17 protein-coding genes are annotated in these 16,754 nt (G+C 72.6%); 14 read left to right on the plus strand and 3 right to left on the minus strand.

Annotated elements, in window-relative coordinates; all coding sequences use genetic code 11:
- Nucleotides 1-47 precede the first annotated feature (47 nt).
- Genes ABZK10_RS13405 through holA form a run of 3 tightly spaced genes read left to right on the plus strand, consistent with a single transcriptional unit; the run spans nt 48 to nt 4,155 of the window.
- Nucleotides 48-674, plus strand: coding sequence for a helix-hairpin-helix domain-containing protein (locus ABZK10_RS13405; RefSeq protein ID WP_353809799.1), 627 nt, complete (start codon nt 48-50; stop codon nt 672-674).
- Nucleotides 671-3,229, plus strand: coding sequence for a ComEC/Rec2 family competence protein (locus ABZK10_RS13410; protein WP_353809800.1), 2,559 nt, complete (start codon nt 671-673; stop codon nt 3,227-3,229). The genes ABZK10_RS13405 and ABZK10_RS13410 overlap by 4 nt, the downstream gene beginning before the upstream one ends.
- On the plus strand, nt 3,133-4,155 hold the full coding sequence (holA, locus tag ABZK10_RS13415; RefSeq protein WP_353809801.1) for a DNA polymerase III subunit delta: 1,023 nt from the start codon (nt 3,133-3,135) through the stop codon (nt 4,153-4,155). The genes ABZK10_RS13410 and holA overlap by 97 nt, the downstream gene beginning before the upstream one ends.
- A 112-nt stretch (nt 4,156-4,267) precedes the next feature.
- Here holA and rpsT read toward each other — a convergent pair whose 3' ends face one another.
- Nucleotides 4,268-4,528: a 30S ribosomal protein S20 gene (gene rpsT / locus ABZK10_RS13420; protein ID WP_353809802.1), complete on the minus strand. Its 261-nt coding sequence runs from the start codon at nt 4,526-4,528 to the stop codon at nt 4,268-4,270.
- Between the two features lie 182 nt (nt 4,529-4,710).
- Between rpsT and lepA the strand changes: the two genes are divergently transcribed.
- Genes lepA through hemW form a run of 3 tightly spaced genes read left to right on the plus strand, consistent with a single transcriptional unit; the run spans nt 4,711 to nt 8,442 of the window.
- Nucleotides 4,711-6,561, plus strand: a complete 1,851-nt coding sequence (gene lepA / locus ABZK10_RS13425; protein WP_353809803.1) for a translation elongation factor 4 — start codon at nt 4,711-4,713, stop codon at nt 6,559-6,561.
- 3 nt (nt 6,562-6,564) lie between these two features.
- A complete protein-coding gene (locus tag ABZK10_RS13430; protein WP_353809804.1) occupies nt 6,565-7,212 on the plus strand; it encodes a DUF1990 domain-containing protein in 648 nt (215 codons plus the stop codon).
- 3 nt (nt 7,213-7,215) lie between these two features.
- Nucleotides 7,216-8,442 (plus strand): radical SAM family heme chaperone HemW, encoded by a 1,227-nt coding sequence (gene hemW / locus ABZK10_RS13435; protein WP_353809805.1) that lies wholly within the window; start codon nt 7,216-7,218, stop codon nt 8,440-8,442.
- 9 nt (nt 8,443-8,451) lie between these two features.
- Here the strand turns inward: hemW and ABZK10_RS13440 are convergent, their stop codons facing one another.
- Together ABZK10_RS13440 and ABZK10_RS13445 are read right to left on the minus strand one after the other, a co-directional pair.
- On the minus strand, nt 8,452-8,835 hold the full coding sequence (locus ABZK10_RS13440) for a DUF4870 domain-containing protein (RefSeq protein WP_353809806.1): 384 nt from the start codon (nt 8,833-8,835) through the stop codon (nt 8,452-8,454).
- 90 nt (nt 8,836-8,925) lie between these two features.
- Entirely contained in the window at nt 8,926-9,339 is a 414-nt protein-coding gene (locus tag ABZK10_RS13445; protein ID WP_353809807.1) for a DUF4870 domain-containing protein, read from the minus strand.
- 193 nt (nt 9,340-9,532) lie between these two features.
- Here ABZK10_RS13445 and hrcA point away from each other — a divergent pair, with 193 nt between their 5' ends.
- The 8 genes from hrcA (at nt 9,533) to era (ending at nt 16,607) form a co-directional block, all read left to right on the plus strand.
- A complete protein-coding gene (gene hrcA / locus ABZK10_RS13450) occupies nt 9,533-10,555 on the plus strand; it encodes a heat-inducible transcriptional repressor HrcA (protein ID WP_353809808.1) in 1,023 nt (340 codons plus the stop codon).
- A 51-nt stretch (nt 10,556-10,606) separates the two neighbouring features.
- Nucleotides 10,607-11,710 (plus strand): molecular chaperone DnaJ, encoded by a 1,104-nt coding sequence (dnaJ, locus tag ABZK10_RS13455; RefSeq protein WP_353809809.1) that lies wholly within the window; start codon nt 10,607-10,609, stop codon nt 11,708-11,710.
- A 1-nt stretch (nt 11,711) separates the two neighbouring features.
- Nucleotides 11,712-12,446, plus strand: a complete 735-nt coding sequence (locus tag ABZK10_RS13460; RefSeq protein ID WP_353809810.1) for a 16S rRNA (uracil(1498)-N(3))-methyltransferase — start codon at nt 11,712-11,714, stop codon at nt 12,444-12,446.
- 24 nt (nt 12,447-12,470) lie between these two features.
- The gene (locus tag ABZK10_RS13465) at nt 12,471-12,827 is read left to right on the plus strand and encodes an HIT domain-containing protein (RefSeq protein ID WP_353809811.1); all 357 of its coding nucleotides are present in this window, start codon (nt 12,471-12,473) and stop codon (nt 12,825-12,827) included.
- 73 nt (nt 12,828-12,900) lie between these two features.
- On the plus strand, nt 12,901-13,926 hold the full coding sequence (locus tag ABZK10_RS13470) for a PhoH family protein (protein ID WP_353810547.1): 1,026 nt from the start codon (nt 12,901-12,903) through the stop codon (nt 13,924-13,926).
- Nucleotides 13,923-14,384: an rRNA maturation RNase YbeY gene (ybeY, locus tag ABZK10_RS13475; RefSeq protein ID WP_353809812.1), complete on the plus strand. Its 462-nt coding sequence runs from the start codon at nt 13,923-13,925 to the stop codon at nt 14,382-14,384. Before ABZK10_RS13470 ends, ybeY begins: the two co-directional genes overlap by 4 nt.
- Nucleotides 14,385-14,386: 2 nt before the next feature.
- Nucleotides 14,387-15,703 carry a hemolysin family protein gene (locus ABZK10_RS13480; protein ID WP_353809813.1) on the plus strand — a complete coding sequence of 439 codons (1,317 nt, stop codon included), beginning with the start codon at nt 14,387-14,389 and terminating at the stop codon, nt 15,701-15,703.
- Nucleotides 15,696-16,607: a GTPase Era gene (gene era / locus ABZK10_RS13485; RefSeq protein ID WP_353809814.1), complete on the plus strand. Its 912-nt coding sequence runs from the start codon at nt 15,696-15,698 to the stop codon at nt 16,605-16,607. Before ABZK10_RS13480 ends, era begins: the two co-directional genes overlap by 8 nt.
- Nucleotides 16,608-16,754: the final 147 nt, after the last annotated feature.

Raw genomic sequence — 16,754 nt, forward strand, 5'->3', positions numbered from 1 at the left:
CGACGGATGCCGCGGGGCGGGCGCGCGTGCGCGCCTAGCGTGCGAGCGTGCCCGAGCCCGACGACCCCGGTGCCGACCTCGCGCCGAGCGCGCGGCGCCCGCGCCTGCGCATCGGCGTGGGCGCCGCCGTGGTGCTGTTCCTGGGATCGCTCGGCGGAGCCGCCCTGCTGTCGGCGTGGTCGGGTGGCGGGGGAACGGTCGAGCTTCCCGTCGACGCGTCGCCGCTCGCCACCGAGACGGTCGTGCGGGAGGAGCAGGTGCTGCTCGTGCACGTCGCCGGTGCGGTGCGGGAGCCGGGGCTCGTGCAGCTCGCGCCGGGCGCGCGCGTCGTCGATGCAATCACTGCCGCCGGAGGCCTCGCGGAGGACGCGGCCGCCGACGCGGTGAACCTGGCGCGGCCGGTGGCCGACGGCGAGCAGCTCGTCGTGCCCGTGGTGGGGGAGGAGCCCGCATCCGCCGCGCAGCCGGGGGTGTCCGGCGATGGCCGGGTGCGCCTGAGCACGGCGGACGCGGCGACGCTCGAGACGCTGCCCGGCATCGGCCCCGCGCTGGCGCAGCGCATCATCGACTGGCGCACCGCGAACGGCGGGTTCACCGACGTCGAGCAGCTGCGGGAGGTCGCGGGCATCGGCGAGGTCACGCTCGGTCGGCTGCGCGACCTCGTCGTGCCGTGAGCGGGTTCGGTACGGGAGTCGACCTGCGCCTCGCGCTGCCGGCGGTCGCGGGCTGGCTCGCCGCGATCGTGCTCGTGGGCGCGCCGCATGCGGGGTGGTGGGTCGCCGGTGGTGCGTGGGCGCTCGGGGTCCTGTCGCCGGCCGCCGCGGCGCTCCACCGCAGACGAAGGAGATCGGTCGCGGGCGGGTCGTCGTCTGCGCGGGGCGCGTCGCCGGCCGCCGTTGCGCAGGTCGCTGCGGGCAGGGCCGGCGCGGTCCTGGTCGGCGCCGCGGTGGTGGGCCTCATCGCCGCGTCGGTCGCGAACGCGGATGCCAGGAGGTCGGCGCCGCTCGAATCGGCGCCGGGGACGATCTGGGAGCTCAGGGTCGATGGTCGGCCTGGCACGGCATACCCCGCGTTCGACGGTTCGGCGCAGGTGCGGTTCGCGGCGACGTTGGTCGCGGTGGACCCCGCCGGCGATGCGGATTCGCGGGCCGGGCTCGCGCTCGCGGTGCCCGTGCGCGTGACGGCACCCGCCGCCGATCCGACGCCGGTGTTCGGAGCACTGGTGCGGGTCGAGGTCGCGTCGGCGCGGCCCGCCGAGGCGGGCGATCGCGCCGCCCTGCTCGTGCGGGCCGCGAGCTCGCCGGAGGTCGTGAGCCTTCCGGCGTGGGCGGCCTGGGCCGGCACGCTCGGCGACGAGTTCGCCGCCGCGGCGGAGGCGCTGCCCGGTGACGGCGGTGCACTGGTGCCCGGCCTCGCGGTCGGCGACACCACGGCGGTGGGCGACGACCTCGACGCGGCCATGAAGACCAGCTCGCTGAGCCACCTCACCGCGGTCTCCGGTGCGAACTGCGCGATCGTGACGGCGGCCGGACTCGCGCTGGCCTCGCTCGCAGGCCTCGGGGGCCGCACTCGGCTGGTCGTCGCCGGTGCGGCACTTTTCGCGTTCGTCGCGATCGTCACGCCCGAGGCGAGCGTGGTGCGCGCAGCCACGATGGCGGGCGTCGTGCTGGTCGCGCTCGCACTCGGCCGTGGGGGAGGCGGCGTACCCGCGCTCTCGGTCGCGGTCGTCGGACTGCTCGCGGTCGACCCCTGGTACGCCCGCGATGCCGGCTTCGCGCTCTCGGTGCTCGCGACCGCGGGGCTGCTGCTGCTCGCCCCGCCGATCGCGCGACGATTCGCACGCATCATGCCGGTGCCCCTCGCCGAGGCGCTCGCGCTGTCGGTGGCCGCGCAGCTGGCGTGCCAGCCGGTGCTCACGCTGCTCGCACCCGCCGTGCCGGTGTTCGGCGTCGCCGCGAACCTGCTCGCCGCGCCCGCGGCGCCGGTCGCCACGGTCGTCGGCCTGCTCGCCTGCCTGGCGCTGCCGGTGCTGCCCGGCGTCGCGCACGCCCTGCTCTGGATCGCCTGGCTGCCCGCGACCTGGATCGCCGCGCTCGCCCGCACGACCGCCGCGCTCCCTGGGGCGTCGGCCGGGGTGCCCGACGGTGCGGTCGGGGTCGTGCTCGTCACCCTGGGCGTGGTGGGCGTCGTGGTCGCCTGGCTGGCCGACCGGCGCCGGGTGCGCCTGGCGGCTGCGGTCGCGGTCGCCGTTCTGCTCGGTGCCTGGGCGGGCTGGGGCTGGGTCGCCGACGGGCTGCGCACCGCGAACCGTCCCGCCGACTGGGTGCTGGCCGCGTGCGACGTCGGCCAGGGCGACGCCGTGCTCGTGCGCGCGGGCGGCGCGACCCTGCTGGTGGATACGGGTCCCGACGTCGACGCACTGAGCGGATGCCTCGGAGCGCTGCGCATCGACCACGTCGACGTGCTCGTGCTCTCGCACTTCGACGCCGACCACGTCGGGGCGACCGCCGCACTCGCCGGCCGCGTCGGGCTCGTGCTGGTCGCCGACGCCGACGACCCGCGGGAGGCCGCCGCGCTCGCGCCGCTGGGCGACACCCCGGTCGAGCGCGTCTCGGTCGGCGACGGCGGCGCCGTCGGGGGCATCCGCTGGAGCGTGGCCTGGCCGCGCGCAGGTGCGCCCGGCGGCAACGACGCGAGCGTCGTGCTGCTCGTCGACGCGGGTGGGCTGCGCACGGCGTTCCTCGGCGACCTCGGGGAACAGGCGCAGCGCGCGATGGCGACGGGTGGCCTGCCGCACGCCGACGTGGTGAAGGTCGCGCACCACGGCTCGGCCGACCAGTACGACCGGGCGTACGAGCAGCTGGGCGCGCGGGTGGGCCTCGTCAGCGTGGGTGCGGACAACGGCTACGGGCATCCGACCGACCGGGCCCTCGAGCTCGTGCGCGCGGCCGGCGGCACGCCCGTGCGCACCGACGAGTCGGGTCTCGTGCTCGTGGCGCAGCGCGACGGCGCCCCGGTGGTCTGGGTGGCGCGCGGCGCCGGAGACGCGGCCGCCGCCGTGGTCCCGGCGTGGGCGGTCGCCGGTAGACTCGGCGCCGACCCGACCGGCGGGTCGCGACGAGGAGGAACCGCGTGGCCCGCACCGCCCGATCGGCAGCCCCGAAGGCGAAGGTCGCGATTCCGCAGCTCGGCTGGCACGAGGTGCGACCCGCGCCCGTGGTGCTCGTGACCGGCCCCGAGGGCTTCCTCGCCGACCGTGCCATGCGGAAGCTCCGCGACGAGCTCCGGGCCGCGGACGCATCGCTCGAGGTGACCGACGTCGATGCGGCGTCCGCCAGCCGCGGCGAGCTGCTGACGCTCGCGAGCCCGTCGCTGTTCGGCGAGCCGCGGCTCATCCGCGTCGAGGCGGTCGAGAAGTGCAGCGACGACTTCCTCGCCGACGCGCTCGAGTACCTCGAGGCGCCGGCCGACGACACGACCCTCGTGCTCCGGCACGCCGGCGGCGCGCGGGCGCGCAAGCTGCTCGAGGCGATCCGCGGCGGCGCGGGCGGCGGCATCGAGATCGTCTGCGCCGAGTTGAAGCGCGACGCCGACCGATACGAGTTCGCCGCGCAGGAATTCCGTGCGGGCGGCCGGCGTGCGACGCCGGGCGCGGTGCGGGCGGTCGTCTCGGCGTTCGCCGACGACCTGGCCGAGCTGGCGGCGGCGATCGCGCAGCTCATGGCCGACTCCGCCGGCGAGATCACCGAGCAGACCGTCGGTCGCTACTACGGCGGCCGCGTCGAGACGACGGCGTTCGTCGTCGCCGACCAGGCGATCGCCGGCCGCCACGGCGAGGCGCTGCGCGCACTGCGCCAGGCGCTGCAGTCGGGCGCCGACCCCGTGCCCATGGTCGCCGCCGTCGCCGTGAAGCTCCGCACCATGGCGAAGGTCTCCGGCACCCGCGGCAGCTCCGCGCAGCTCGCCAAGCAGCTCGGCCTCGCGCCGTGGCAGATCGACCGGGCCAGGCGCGACCTCTCCGGCTGGGACGACGAGGGGCTCGGTACCGCGATCCAGGCGCTCGCGACCGCTGACGCGAACGTGAAGGGCGCCGGACGCGATCCCGTCTTCGCGCTCGAGCAGCTGGTCGGGGTCATCGCGCGACGCGGTCGCTGAGCGGCATCCGCCCGCCCTCGCGATGGGCGCCTGCGATGCGCGTGTGCCCCGCAGACGCGAAACGGGGCCCCTCCTGCTGGAGGAACCCCGTCTCGAACGACTGCGGCGCGACTTACAGCGCGGCGGCCTGCTTCGCGATGGCCGACTTGCGGTTCGCGGCCTGGTTCTTGTGGATGACGCCCTTGCCGGCGGCCTTGTCGAGCTTGCGGCTCGCGACCTGCACGGCCTCGACGGCCTTCTCCTTGTCGCCCGAGGCGATGGCCTCGCGCGCCTGGCGCACGGCGGTCTTCACCGAGCTCTTCACGGCCTTGTTGCGCTCGTGCGCCTTCTGGTTCGTCTTGTTGCGCTTGATCTGCGACTTGATGTTTGCCACGTACGTTCGCTTTCGTTCTGGATCGATCGGATGGAGCCGTTCGGTGGGAGGGCACCTCACGGCGATTCGTGCGGGGTGGGACCCACACGCAAGCCAACAGGCAACGATACCAGCACCGCCTGCGAGACGCCAATGCCGGACGCGTGTCGCCGGGCGCGCCGCGCATGGGAGAATCGAGCACGATGTCCCCTCGAGCCGTACACCCTCCGACGCCTGCTGCCACCGATCCGGCGCGCATCCGCAACTTCTGCATCATCGCGCACATCGACCACGGCAAGTCGACCCTCGCCGACCGCATGCTGCAGATCACCGGCATCGTCAGCGACCGCGACATGCGCGCCCAGTACCTCGACCGCATGGACATCGAGCGCGAGCGCGGCATCACCATCAAGAGCCAGGCCGTGCGCATGCCGTGGGAGGTCGACGGCACCGCCTACGCGCTGAACATGATCGACACCCCCGGGCACGTCGACTTCACCTACGAGGTCTCCCGCTCGCTCGCCGCGTGCGAGGGCGCGCTCCTGCTCGTCGACGCCGCGCAGGGCATCGAGGCGCAGACCCTCGCGAACCTCTACCTCGCACTCGAGAACGACCTCACGATCATCCCGGTGCTCAACAAGATCGACCTGCCGGCCGCCGAGCCCGACAAGTACGCGCGCGAGCTCGCCGACCTCATCGGCGGTTCGCCCGACGACGTGCTGCGCGTCTCGGGCAAGACCGGCGAGGGCGTCGAGGCGCTGCTCGACCGCGTCGTCGAGCTCATGCCCGCGCCCGAGGGCGACGCCGACGCACCCGCGCGCGCGATGATCTTCGACTCGGTCTACGACGCCTACCGCGGCGTCGTCACCTACATCCGCATGATCGACGGGCGGCTCTCGCCGCGCGAGCGCATCCAGATGATGTCGACCAAGGCGACCCACGAGCTGCTCGAGATCGGCGTGAGCGCCCCCGAGCCGAAGCCGTCGAAGGGACTCGGCGTGGGCGAGGTCGGCTACCTCATCACGGGCGTGAAGGACGTGCGCCAGTCGCGCGTCGGCGACACCGTGACCACGTCCGCGAAGCCGGCATCCGACGCCCTGCCCGGCTACACCGACCCGAAGCCCATGGTGTTCTCGGGGCTGTACCCCCTCGACGGCAGCGACTACCCCGAGCTGCGCGAGGCCCTCGACAAGCTCAAGCTGTCGGATGCCGCGCTGGTGTACGAGCCCGAGACCTCCGTGGCCCTCGGCTTCGGGTTCCGGTGCGGGTTCCTCGGCCTCCTGCACCTCGAGATCATCTCCGAGCGCCTCCGCCGCGAGTTCGGCCTCGACCTCATCGCGACCGCGCCGTCGGTGGTCTACGAGGTCACCACCGAGGACGGTCGCAACATGGAGGTCACGAACCCGAGCGAGTTCCCGACCGGCGTGAAGGTCTCCGAGGTGCGCGAGCCTGTCGTGCGCGCGGCCATCCTCGCGCCGAAGGACTACGTCGGCACCATCATGGAGCTCTGCCAGAGCCGCCGCGGCAACCTGCTCGGCATGGAGTACCTCGGCGAGGACCGGGTCGAGCTGCGCTACAGCATGCCGCTCGGCGAGATCGTGTTCGACTTCTTCGACCAGCTGAAGTCGAAGACCGCCGGCTACGCCAGCCTCGACTACGAGCCCATGGGCGACCAGGCCGCCGACCTCGTGAAGGTCGACATCCTGCTGCAGGGCGACCAGGTCGACGCGTTCAGCGCGATCGTGCACCGCGACAAGGCGTACGCGTACGGCACGCTCATGACCGGGCGCCTGCGCGAGCTCATCCCACGGCAGCAGTTCGAGGTGCCGATCCAGGCGGCCATCGGCGCGCGCATCATCGCCCGCGAGAACATCCGCGCGATCCGCAAGGACGTGCTCGCCAAGTGCTACGGCGGCGACATCACCCGCAAGCGCAAGCTCCTCGAGAAGCAGAAGGAGGGCAAGAAGCGCATGAAGATGGTCGGTCGCGTGGAGGTGCCCCAGGAGGCGTTCATCGCCGCGCTGTCGGGCGAGACCGAGACGAGCAAGAAGTAACGGATGCGACGGCAGACCTTCACCGAGCAGTCGGTCGACTACGGTGCCATCGGCGCCACGACCGACCCCGACCTCATGCGCTACCCGCCCGAGGGGTTCAAGCCGGCCGAGCACCGCATCAAGCTCGGCAGCGGTGACGAGCGCTTCGAGCGCTCGGCCGACGCGCTCATGACCTGGGGCATCCAGCGCGGTGCGCACCTGCAGGTCACCGACGTGCAGGAGGGCACCGGGGAGCAGTACCTCGGCATCGTCTACGACGACGAGGGGCACCCGCTCGAGCAGCAGCCCGCCGATCGCTCCGAGCAGCGCTTCACCGCCGACGGCACGCCCTACGTCGCCGCCGGCATGACGGCCACGATCGCCCGGCGCCGCGGCCTGCCGCGGTACCGGGCGCAGATGCTCGTCGTCTACGTCATCGACGAGCCCGACCGCGTCGGGTTCGCGTACGGCACGGTCTCGGGCGGGCCGCTGAGCGGCGAGGAGTCGTTCGTCGTCGAGCGCCGCGAGGACGACTCCGTGTGGCTCACGATCCGCGCATTCCACCGGCCCGCCGGGCCGTGGAGCCGGTTCTTCGGCGGCATCGTCCGCCGCCAGCGGCGCGAGGTCGTCCGCGACGAGCTGCGCGCGCTGCACCCCGCCGGGGCGGTCTGACACGTGGCCGGCCCGCTGCCGGTCGGCGAACCGGCGCCAGAGGACGGCCTGCTCCCGCCCGGCGCCGCCGTCGGCGCCGACGCGCGTGCGTTCGGCGTGTACCTGCACGTGCCGTTCTGCCGGGTGCGCTGCGGGTACTGCGACTTCAACACCTACACCTCCGACGAGCTGCGCGGCGCGCGTCGCACGGACTACGCCGGCCAGGCGATCGCCGAGCTCGAGGCATCCGCCCGCATCCTCGAGGCGTCGGGCGTGCCGGTGCGCCCGGCGGCGACCGTGTTCCTGGGCGGCGGCACGCCCACGATGCTGCCCGCCGACGACCTGGTCGCGATGCTCGACGCCGTGCGCCGCACGCACGGCCTCGCCGACGACGCCGAGGTCACGACCGAGGCGAACCCCGACTCGGTCGATGCCGCGTACCTCGCCAGGCTGCGCGAGGGCGGGTTCACCCGGGTGTCGTTCGGCATGCAGTCGGCGGTGCCGCACGTGCTCGCGACGCTCGAGCGCACGCACGACCCGGCCAACGTGCCGAAGGTCGTGGGCTGGGCGCGCGAGGCCGGACTCGACGTCAGCCTCGACCTCATCTACGGCACGCCGGGGGAGACGCTCGACGACTGGGGGCGCAGCCTCGACGCGGTCGTCGCGGAGTCGCCCGACCACGTGAGCGCGTACGCGCTGATCGTCGAGGCGGGCACGAAGCTCGCCCGGCAGATCCGCCGCGGCGAGGTGGGCACGGTCTCCGACGACGTGCAGGCCGACATGTACGAGCTGGCCGAACAGCGGCTGTCGGCCGCGGGCTACGGCTGGTACGAGGTGAGCAACTGGGCCCGCTCCGACGCCCACCGCTCGCGGCACAACCTCGGCTACTGGCGCGGCGACGACTGGTGGGGCATCGGCCCCGGTGCGCACAGCCACGTCGGCGGCGTGCGCTGGTGGAACGTGAAGCATCCTGCCGCGTACGCCGAGCGCATCGCGCGCGGCGTGTCGCCCGCCGCCGGCCGCGAGGTGCTCGACGAGGCCGCTCGCGAGACCGAGCGCGTGCTGCTCGGGTCTCGCATCGTCCAGGGCATCCCGGTGGCGAGCCTCTCCGAGGCCGCGCGCCGCGAGGTCGCGGGCCTCATCGCCGACGAGCTGGTGGACGCGAGAGCCGCCCTCGCCGGCGAGCTGGTGCTCACCGTGCGAGGGCGGCTGCTGGCGGATGCCGTGGTGCGCCGGATCACGGACGCATGACGCCCCTGCTCAGCTGACGAACTTGATCGACAGCGGGTAGGAGTACGGCTGGCCCTTGTTCGCGGCGACCGCGGCGATGATGCTGAACACGATGATCAGCACGTACACCGCGATGAGGATCAGGATGCCGACGAACACGATGACCAGGATCGAGCCGATGATGCCGGCGATGGTCATGGTGATCTGGAAGTTCAGCGCCGTCGCGGTGTGCTCGCGCACGAACTGGCCGCGGTCGCGTAGCACCAGGTAGCCGACGAGCGCCGGGATGAAGCCGAAGAAGATGCCGCCGATGTGGATCAGCGTCGCCCAGAGGCGCTGGTCGGCGGGGCTGAGCGGCTGCGCCGCGTCGGACGCGGGGTCCTGCGGCGGGGGCGGAGGGGTGGACTCGGACATGCACATGCTCCTCTGTGGTCGCGGTCGTGCGTCAATGCTGGCACAGCGCCGCGCCGGGCGACAGGGTGCGTTCCGGCGCGGCGCGGCCGACTACTTGATGAGGCGGATGGCGAACGGGTAGCGGTAGTGGTTGCCGTCCTTGACCTGCATGAAGGCGATGATCGAGAAGATCACGCTGACGATCCACGGCGCGTAGTTCAGGAAGCCGAGGAAGAACAGGATGCCGAACGAGATCGCGGTGAGGATGCTCGTGAGGATCCAGATGGCGACGGATGCCATGACCATCGTGATCTGGAAGTTCAGGGCCTCCTTGGCCTCGGTGTCCGTGAACGAACCGCGGTCCTTGAAGATCAGCCAGATGATGAGCGAGGGCAGGAAGCCGAGGATGCCGCCGAGGTGCGCGTAGGAGGCCCACTGGATGTCCTCGGACTGCGACAGGGGTGCGGGCGCCGCGGGCTGGGCGGCGGGCTCTGCGGACTCGGCGGGCTGCTGGGGGTCGGTCATGCGTGGTGCCTTTCCGTTCGGGTACGTTCGATGGGATGCGTCGGCAGCACGGCCCGTGAGCCGGTGGGGGATGCCTCGGATCACGCTAGTGGCGGGTGGTGCCGCGCGGCAATGCCCTCCACAGGGTGCGCCGGGGTAGTATTGGCACTCGACGTCACGGAGTGCTAAAGCGAGTCGAGCGGGAGGAGTGCGGATGGTCTCGGAGCGCAGCCTCGCGGTACTGCAGGCGATCGTGCAGGACTACGTGTCCAGCCGCGAGCCGGTCGGCTCGAAGTCGATCGTCGAGCGCCACTCGTTCGGCGTGTCCGCGGCGACCATCCGCAACGACATGGCCCTCCTCGAGGAGGAGGAGCTGATCGTCGCCCCGCACACGTCGTCGGGTCGCATCCCGACCGACAAGGGGTACCGCGTCTTCGTCGACCAGCTCGGCGAGTTCCGCCCGCTCTCGGCCGCCCAACGCCACGCCATCGAGACGTTCCTCGGCCAGTCGAGCGACCTCGACGAACTGCTCGCCCGCACCGTGCGACTGCTCGCCCAGCTCACCAACCAGCTGGCCGTCGTGCAGTACCCGTCGTTCGGCAGTGCCAAGGTGCGGCACGTGGAACTCGTGCCGGTGGGTGGCACGCGCGTGCTGTGCGTGCTCATCACCGACGCCGGGCACGTCGAGCAGCGCGTGGTCGACGCCGAGCAGGAGATCGAGGAGAGCGACCTGGCCGACGTGCGGGCGCGGCTGAACGTCGCGGTGGGCGGCATGCCGCTCGGCGACGCCGCGGAACGCCTCGCCGGCATCGACGACCTCGGCACGCCCGCGCTCGCGCGACTCGTGGGCACGGTGGCGGGCACGTTCGCCGAGCAGGCCCGGGCCCAGCGGCACGATCGCCTCGTGGTCGCCGGCGCGGCGAACCTCGTGCGCACCGAGCAGGACTTCGCGGGCAGCATCCTCGACGTGATCGAGGCGATCGAGGAGCAGGTCGTGCTGCTGAAGCTGTTCGGCGAGATGGCGGGCGACCCGCACGGCGTCGCCGTCTCGATCGGGCGCGAGAACGCCCAGTTCGGCCTCGGCGAGACCTCCGTGGTCGCCAGCGACTTCACCGCCACCGGGCGCGAGATCTCGCGCCTCGGCGTGCTCGGCCCCACCCGCATGGACTACTCGAGCAACATCGCGGCGGTGCGCGCCGTGGCGCGGTACGTCACGCGCATGCTCGGCAACGACTGACCCGGCGCCGGCACGACCGGCCGCCGCGACCGACGAAAGGAGCCACCCTCGGTGGCAGATCACTACGAAGTCCTGGGCGTCTCGCGCGACGCGAGCCCCGAGGAGATCAAGAAGGCCTACCGGCGACTCGCCCGCGAGCTGCACCCGGACGTGAACCCCGGTGCCGACGCGTCGGAGCGGTTCAAGCTCGTCACGCACGCCTACGACGTGCTGAGCGACCCCAAGCAGCGCCAGCAGTACGACATGGGCGGCCAGCAGGGCTTCGGCGGCCAGCAGGGGTTCGGCGGGTTCGGCGACATCTTCGAGACGTTCTTCGGCGGGGGCGGCGGCGCGTCCCGCGGGCCCCGATCGCGCCGCGAGCGCGGCCAGGACGCCCTGCTGCGCGTGGAGGTCGACCTCGACGAGGTCGTCTTCGGCACGCACCGCGACATCGAGGTCGACACGGCCGTGACGTGCGAGACCTGCCACGGCAGCTGCTGCCAGCCGGGCACCGCGCCGGTCACCTGCGACATCTGCCACGGTACGGGCAGCGTGCAGCGCTCGGTGCGCTCGCTGCTCGGCAACGTCATGACCTCGAGCCCCTGCGGCACCTGCCGCGGCTACGGCACCGTCATCGCGACGCCGTGCACCACCTGCCAGGGGCAGGGACGCGTGCGCGCGCGGCGCACGGTCGCGGTCGACATCCCGGCCGGCGTCGAGACCGGCCTGCGCCTGCAGATGCCGGGCAGCGGCGAGGCGGGTCCGGCCGGCGGGCCGAACGGCGACCTGTACCTCGAGATCAAGGTGCGCACGCACGACGTCTTCAGCCGCAACGGCGACGACCTGCTCTGCACCCTCGAGGTGGCGATGGCCGACGCGATCCTCGGCACCGAGACCGTCATCCCCGCCCTCGACGGCGACGTCGACATCGAGCTCCGTCCCGGCACGCAGAGCGGCGAGGTCGTCACGGTCAAGGACCGCGGCATCACGCGCCTGCGCGGCTCGGGCCGCGGCGACCTCAAGATCGGCATCCAGGTCGTCACGCCCACGAAGCTGAGCGGCAGGGAGCGCCAGCTCATCGAGCAGTTCGCGACCTCGCACAAGAAGGCCGCGCCGACCCTCACGCACTTCCAGCAGGGGCTGTTCGCCAAGCTCCGGGACCGCTTCCTGGGCTGAGATGGCGAGCCTGTTCCTGCGCGAGGAACTCGCGGCGGACCTCGGGCCGGGCGCGGAGCTCGCGCTCGACGGCGAGGAGGCGCGCCACGCCGCCACCGTGAGCCGGGTGCGCGTGGGCGAGGTGATCTCGATCGGCGACGGCCGCGGCACGGTCGTGACCGGTGCGGTCACGCGCGTCGCGCCGCGCGAGCTGGCGATCGAGGTCGCGCACGTCGTGCACCGCGACCGCCCGGAACGGGGACTCGTGCTCGTGCAGGCGCTCGCGAAGGGCGACCGCGACGAGCGCGCGGTGCAGGCGTCGACCGAACTCGGCGCGGACGCGATCGAGCCGTGGTCAGCGGCGCGGTCGGTGTCGCGCTGGGACGCGCAGAAGGCGCGCAAGGGCCGTGAGCGCTGGGCCAGCATCGCCCGCGAGGCGGCGAAGCAGTCGATCCGCGCCTGGCTGCCCGAGGTGCGCGAGCTCGTCGGCACCGCCGACCTCTGCGCGCGTGCCGCGCAGCGACGGACCCTCGTGCTCGAGCCGACCGCGGACGCCCGGCTCGTCGACGTCGAACTGGGCACGGCGGGCGACGTCGCGATCGTCGTCGGCCCCGAGGGCGGGATCGCGCCCGAGGAGCTCGAGCGGCTCGAGGCATCCGGCGCCGTCCTCGTGCGGATGGGCGCGAACGTGCTGCGGACCTCCACCGCGGGCCCCGCCGCGATCGCGTTGCTGAGCGCGCGGCTCGGCCGCTGGTGAGGCGCCCCGCGTAGGATGGGCCGCATGCCGAACGACGCCGAACCGACCGTCTTCTCACGCATCGCCGCACGCGAGATCCCGGCCGACGTGGTGGCCGAGACCGACCGGGTCATCGCCTTCCGCGACATCGCGCCGAAGGCGCCCGTGCACGTGATCGTCGCGCCCAAGACGCAGGAGCACCGCGACGTGGTCGAGCTCGCGGCAGCCGACCCCGCGCTGCTCGCCGAGGTCGTCGACGTGGCGCGCGGCGTCGCCGCGCAACTCGCCGACGGGCAGTTCCGGCTCGTCTTCAACACCGGTCCGAACGCGGGCCAGACGGTCTTCCACGTGCACGCCCACGTGCTCGCCGGCGGACTCGAGGAGGGCAGCCTTGCCGGCTGACGACGACGAGCGCGCGCCCGCGATCGACGCCCCGGGCACCGCGGAGGCGCGCCTGGCCGTCGACGGCGTCGCCATGGTGCGCCTGCTCGGCCCGCAGGACCGCCTGCTGACGACCATCGAGCGGGAGTACCCCGACGTGCAGGTGCACGTGCGCGGCAACGAGATCGCGCTGCACGGCCCGGCCACGGGCGTCGAGGCGGTGCGCCGGCTGATCGAGGAGCTCCTCCAGCTCGTGCGCAGCGGCCAGGACGTCACGCCGACCGAGGTGCGCACGTCGGCCCGCATGCTCGACGCCGACCCGGCGTCGAGCCCCTCCGAGCTGCTCGGCCAGGTCATCGTCTCCAGCCGCGGCAAGACGATCCGCCCCAAGACGGCCGGCCAGCGCGCCTACGTCGACGCCATCGACGACCACACGATCGTCTTCGGCATCGGCCCGGCCGGCACCGGCAAGACCTACCTGGCGATGGCGAAGGCCGTGCAGGCGCTGCAGCGCAAGGAGGTCAACCGCATCATCCTCACCCGGCCGGCGGTCGAGGCGGGGGAGCGGCTCGGATTCCTCCCGGGCACCCTGACCGACAAGATCGACCCCTACCTGCGGCCCCTCTACGACGCGCTCAACGAGATGATGGACCCCGAGCTGGTGCCGAAGCTGCTCGCCTCGGGCACCGTCGAGGTCGCGCCGCTGGCGTACATGCGCGGCCGCACCCTGAACGACTCGTTCGTCGTGCTCGACGAGGCGCAGAACACCACGCCCGAGCAGATGAAGATGTTCCTCACCCGCCTCGGGTTCGGCTCGCGCATGGTCGTGACCGGCGATGTCACGCAGATCGACCTCCCCGGCGGCGCGAGCGGCCTGCGCCTCGTCACCCGCATCCTGGGCGGGATCGAGGACATCCACTTCGCGAACCTCACGAGCGACGACGTCGTGCGCCACACGCTCGTCGGCCGCATCGTCGACGCCTACACCGAGTACGACCAGACGAAGCAGGCGCAGCGGTTCGAGCGCGAGCAGGCGCGCGAGTTCGCCAACCGCGCCGACCGCCGCGCCAACCGGCCCGGACCACGCGACCACCTGCCCCCGCGGAGGAGCACCTCGTGAGCATCGAGATCAACAACGAGTCGGGCGTCGAGGTCGACGAGGAGGCCCTGCAGCGCCTCGTCGTGTTCGCGCTCGACGCGCTGCACGTGCACGCCGACGCGGAGCTGGCGATCGTGCTCGTCGACGAGGGCGCCATGGAGCAGTTGCACGTGCAGTGGATGGACGAGCCCGGCCCGACCGACGTGCTGAGCTTCCCCATGGACGAGCTGCGCCCGGGCACGGAGGACGCCATGAGCCCGCCCGGGCTCCTCGGCGACATCGTGCTGTGTCCGCAGGTCGCCGCCGCCCAGGCGCAGTCGGCCGGCCACGGGCTGCTCGACGAACTCCAGCTCCTCACCGCGCACGGCCTGCTCCACCTCCTCGGCTTCGACCACGCCGAGCCCGAGGAGGAGAAGGAGATGTTCGGCATCCAGCGCGACATCCTCGTCGGCTTCGCGATGCAGGAACGGCGCCGCTGAACATGGAACCCTGGCTGCTCGGCGGCGCGGCATTCGTGCTCGTCGCCTTCGGTGGACTGCTGGCCGCCGTCGACTCCGCGATCACCTCGACCTCCCGCAACGACATCGTCGAACTCGCCGACGAGGCGCGGGCGCGCCGCTCGCTGCTCGCGATCGCGCACGACACGGGTCCGCACCTGAACGCGCTGAACTTCCTGCGCATCTCCGCGGAGATGACCGCGGCCGTGCTCGTGACGCTCGCGTTCGCGAGCGTCTTCGACAACTTCTGGCTGGTGCTGCTCTGCTCGGCGGTGCTGATGTCGGCCGTCTCGTTCGTGCTCGTGGGGGTCAGCCCGCGCAGCGTCGGCCGGGCCCACGCCGACACCGTGCTCCGGCTCGCCGCCCCGATCGTGCGCGGGTCGCGCGTGCTGCTCGGCCCGCTCGCCGACGGGCTCGTCCGGCTGGGCAACATCGTGACCCCGGGCCGTACCCGGCTGGGAGGCGTCGACTCCGAGGAGCAGCTGCTCAGCATGGTCGACGAGGCCGCCGAGCACGCGGTGCTCGAGGAGGACGACCGCGAGCTCATCCACTCGATCTTCGAGTTCAACGAGACGGTCGTGCGGGCGATCATGATCCCGCGCACCGACATGATCACGATCGAGGCCGACGCGCACCTCACCCAGGCGATGGCGCTGTTCCACTCGACCGGCGTCTCGCGCATCCCGGTGATCCGCGACGACGTCGACGACGTCGTCGGCGTGCTCTACCTGCGCGACCTGTCGCGGCTCGGCTTCGAGCGCCCGCTCGACGCGGACGCGCTGGAGATCGCCGAGATCGCGCGACCGGCGGCGTTCGTGCCCGAGTCGATGAAGGCGGATGCCCTGCTGCGCCAGATGCAGGTCGAGTCGAACCACCTCGCCATGATCGTGGACGAGTACGGCGGCATCGCCGGGCTCGTCACGATGGAGGACCTCATCGAGGAGCTCGTCGGCGACATCTCCGACGAGTACGACCGCGAGGTCGTCGAGGTCGAGGAGCTCGATGGCGGCCGCTACCGCGTGAGCGCGCGTCTGCCCGTCGACGAGTTCGGCGACCTGTTCGGCATCGAACTCGACGACGAGGACGTCGACTCGGTGGGCGGCCTGTTCGCCAAGGTGCTCGGCCGGCTGCCCGTGCTCGGCGAGCAGGCGACGCTCAGCGGCCTGGTCATGGTGGCCGACCGCACCGAGGGGCGGCGCAAGCGCCTCAGCACCGTGATCGCCTGGCGCGACCAGGCGCTCATCGACGCGCAGAGCGCGTTCGAGGGCGCCGACGACGAACGGAGGAACGGACGTGGCTGACACCGAGGAGCCCACGCCCTATCGGGCGGGATTCGTCTCGATCGTGGGACGGCCGAACGTGGGCAAGTCGACGCTCACCAACGCGCTCGTCGGCGAGAAGGTCGCGATCACGAGCTCGAAGCCGCAGACCACCCGCCGGGCGATCCGCGGCATCGTGCACCGGCCGCAGGGCCAGCTGATCCTGGTCGACACCCCGGGGGTGCACCGCCCGCGCACGCTGCTCGGAGAGCGCCTCAACTCGCTCGTGCAGGAGACCCTCGGCGATGTCGACGTGATCGCGATGTGCTTCCCCGCCGACGAGGCCATCGGCCCGGGCGACCGGTTCATCAACACCCAGCTCGACGACTACCCGCGGGCGCGCAAGGTCGCGATCGTGACGAAGACGGATGCCACGTCGAAGGCGAAGGTCGCCGAGCAGCTGCTCGCCGTGTCCGACCTCCGCGAGTGGGAGCTCATCGTGCCGGTGTCCGCGCCGAAGGGGGAGCAGCTCGACGTGCTCGTCGACGAGCTCATCGCGATGCTGCCGGAGTCGGCCCAGCCGCTCTACCCGGCCGATGCGCTCACCGACGAGGAGACCGTCGAGCGCATCGCCGAGTACGTGCGCGAGGCGGCGCTCGAGGGCGTCTCCGACGAACTGCCGCACTCGATCGCGGTGACCGTCGACGACATGATCGAGCGCGAGGACGGCTCGCTCATCGACGTGTACGCCAACCTCTACGTCGAGCGCGAGAGCCAGAAGGGCATCATCATCGGCAAGGGCGGGTCGCGCCTGAAGGCCGTGGGCGCCACCGCGCGCGCCCAGATCGAGCCGCTGCTCGGGCGACGCGTCTTCCTGTCCCTGCGCGTGAAGGTCGCGAAGGACTGGCAGCGCGACCCGAAGCAGCTCGGCCGCCTGGGCTTCTGACCGGATGCCACGGGGTCGCGTCGGCTCAGGGGCATCCGCTCGCTCTGGACACGGCCCGCACGGCTGGTGGTACCCTTGAGCCGTGCTCCATGGCCTGCTTCTCCTTAGCTGCCGCGACGAGTCCTAGTTCTCAGGCCTCACTCGTCG

Origin of the sequence: Agromyces sp. SYSU T00194, from assembly GCF_040496035.1 — a bacterium.
Classification (GTDB): domain Bacteria; phylum Actinomycetota; class Actinomycetes; order Actinomycetales; family Microbacteriaceae; genus Agromyces; species Agromyces chitinivorans.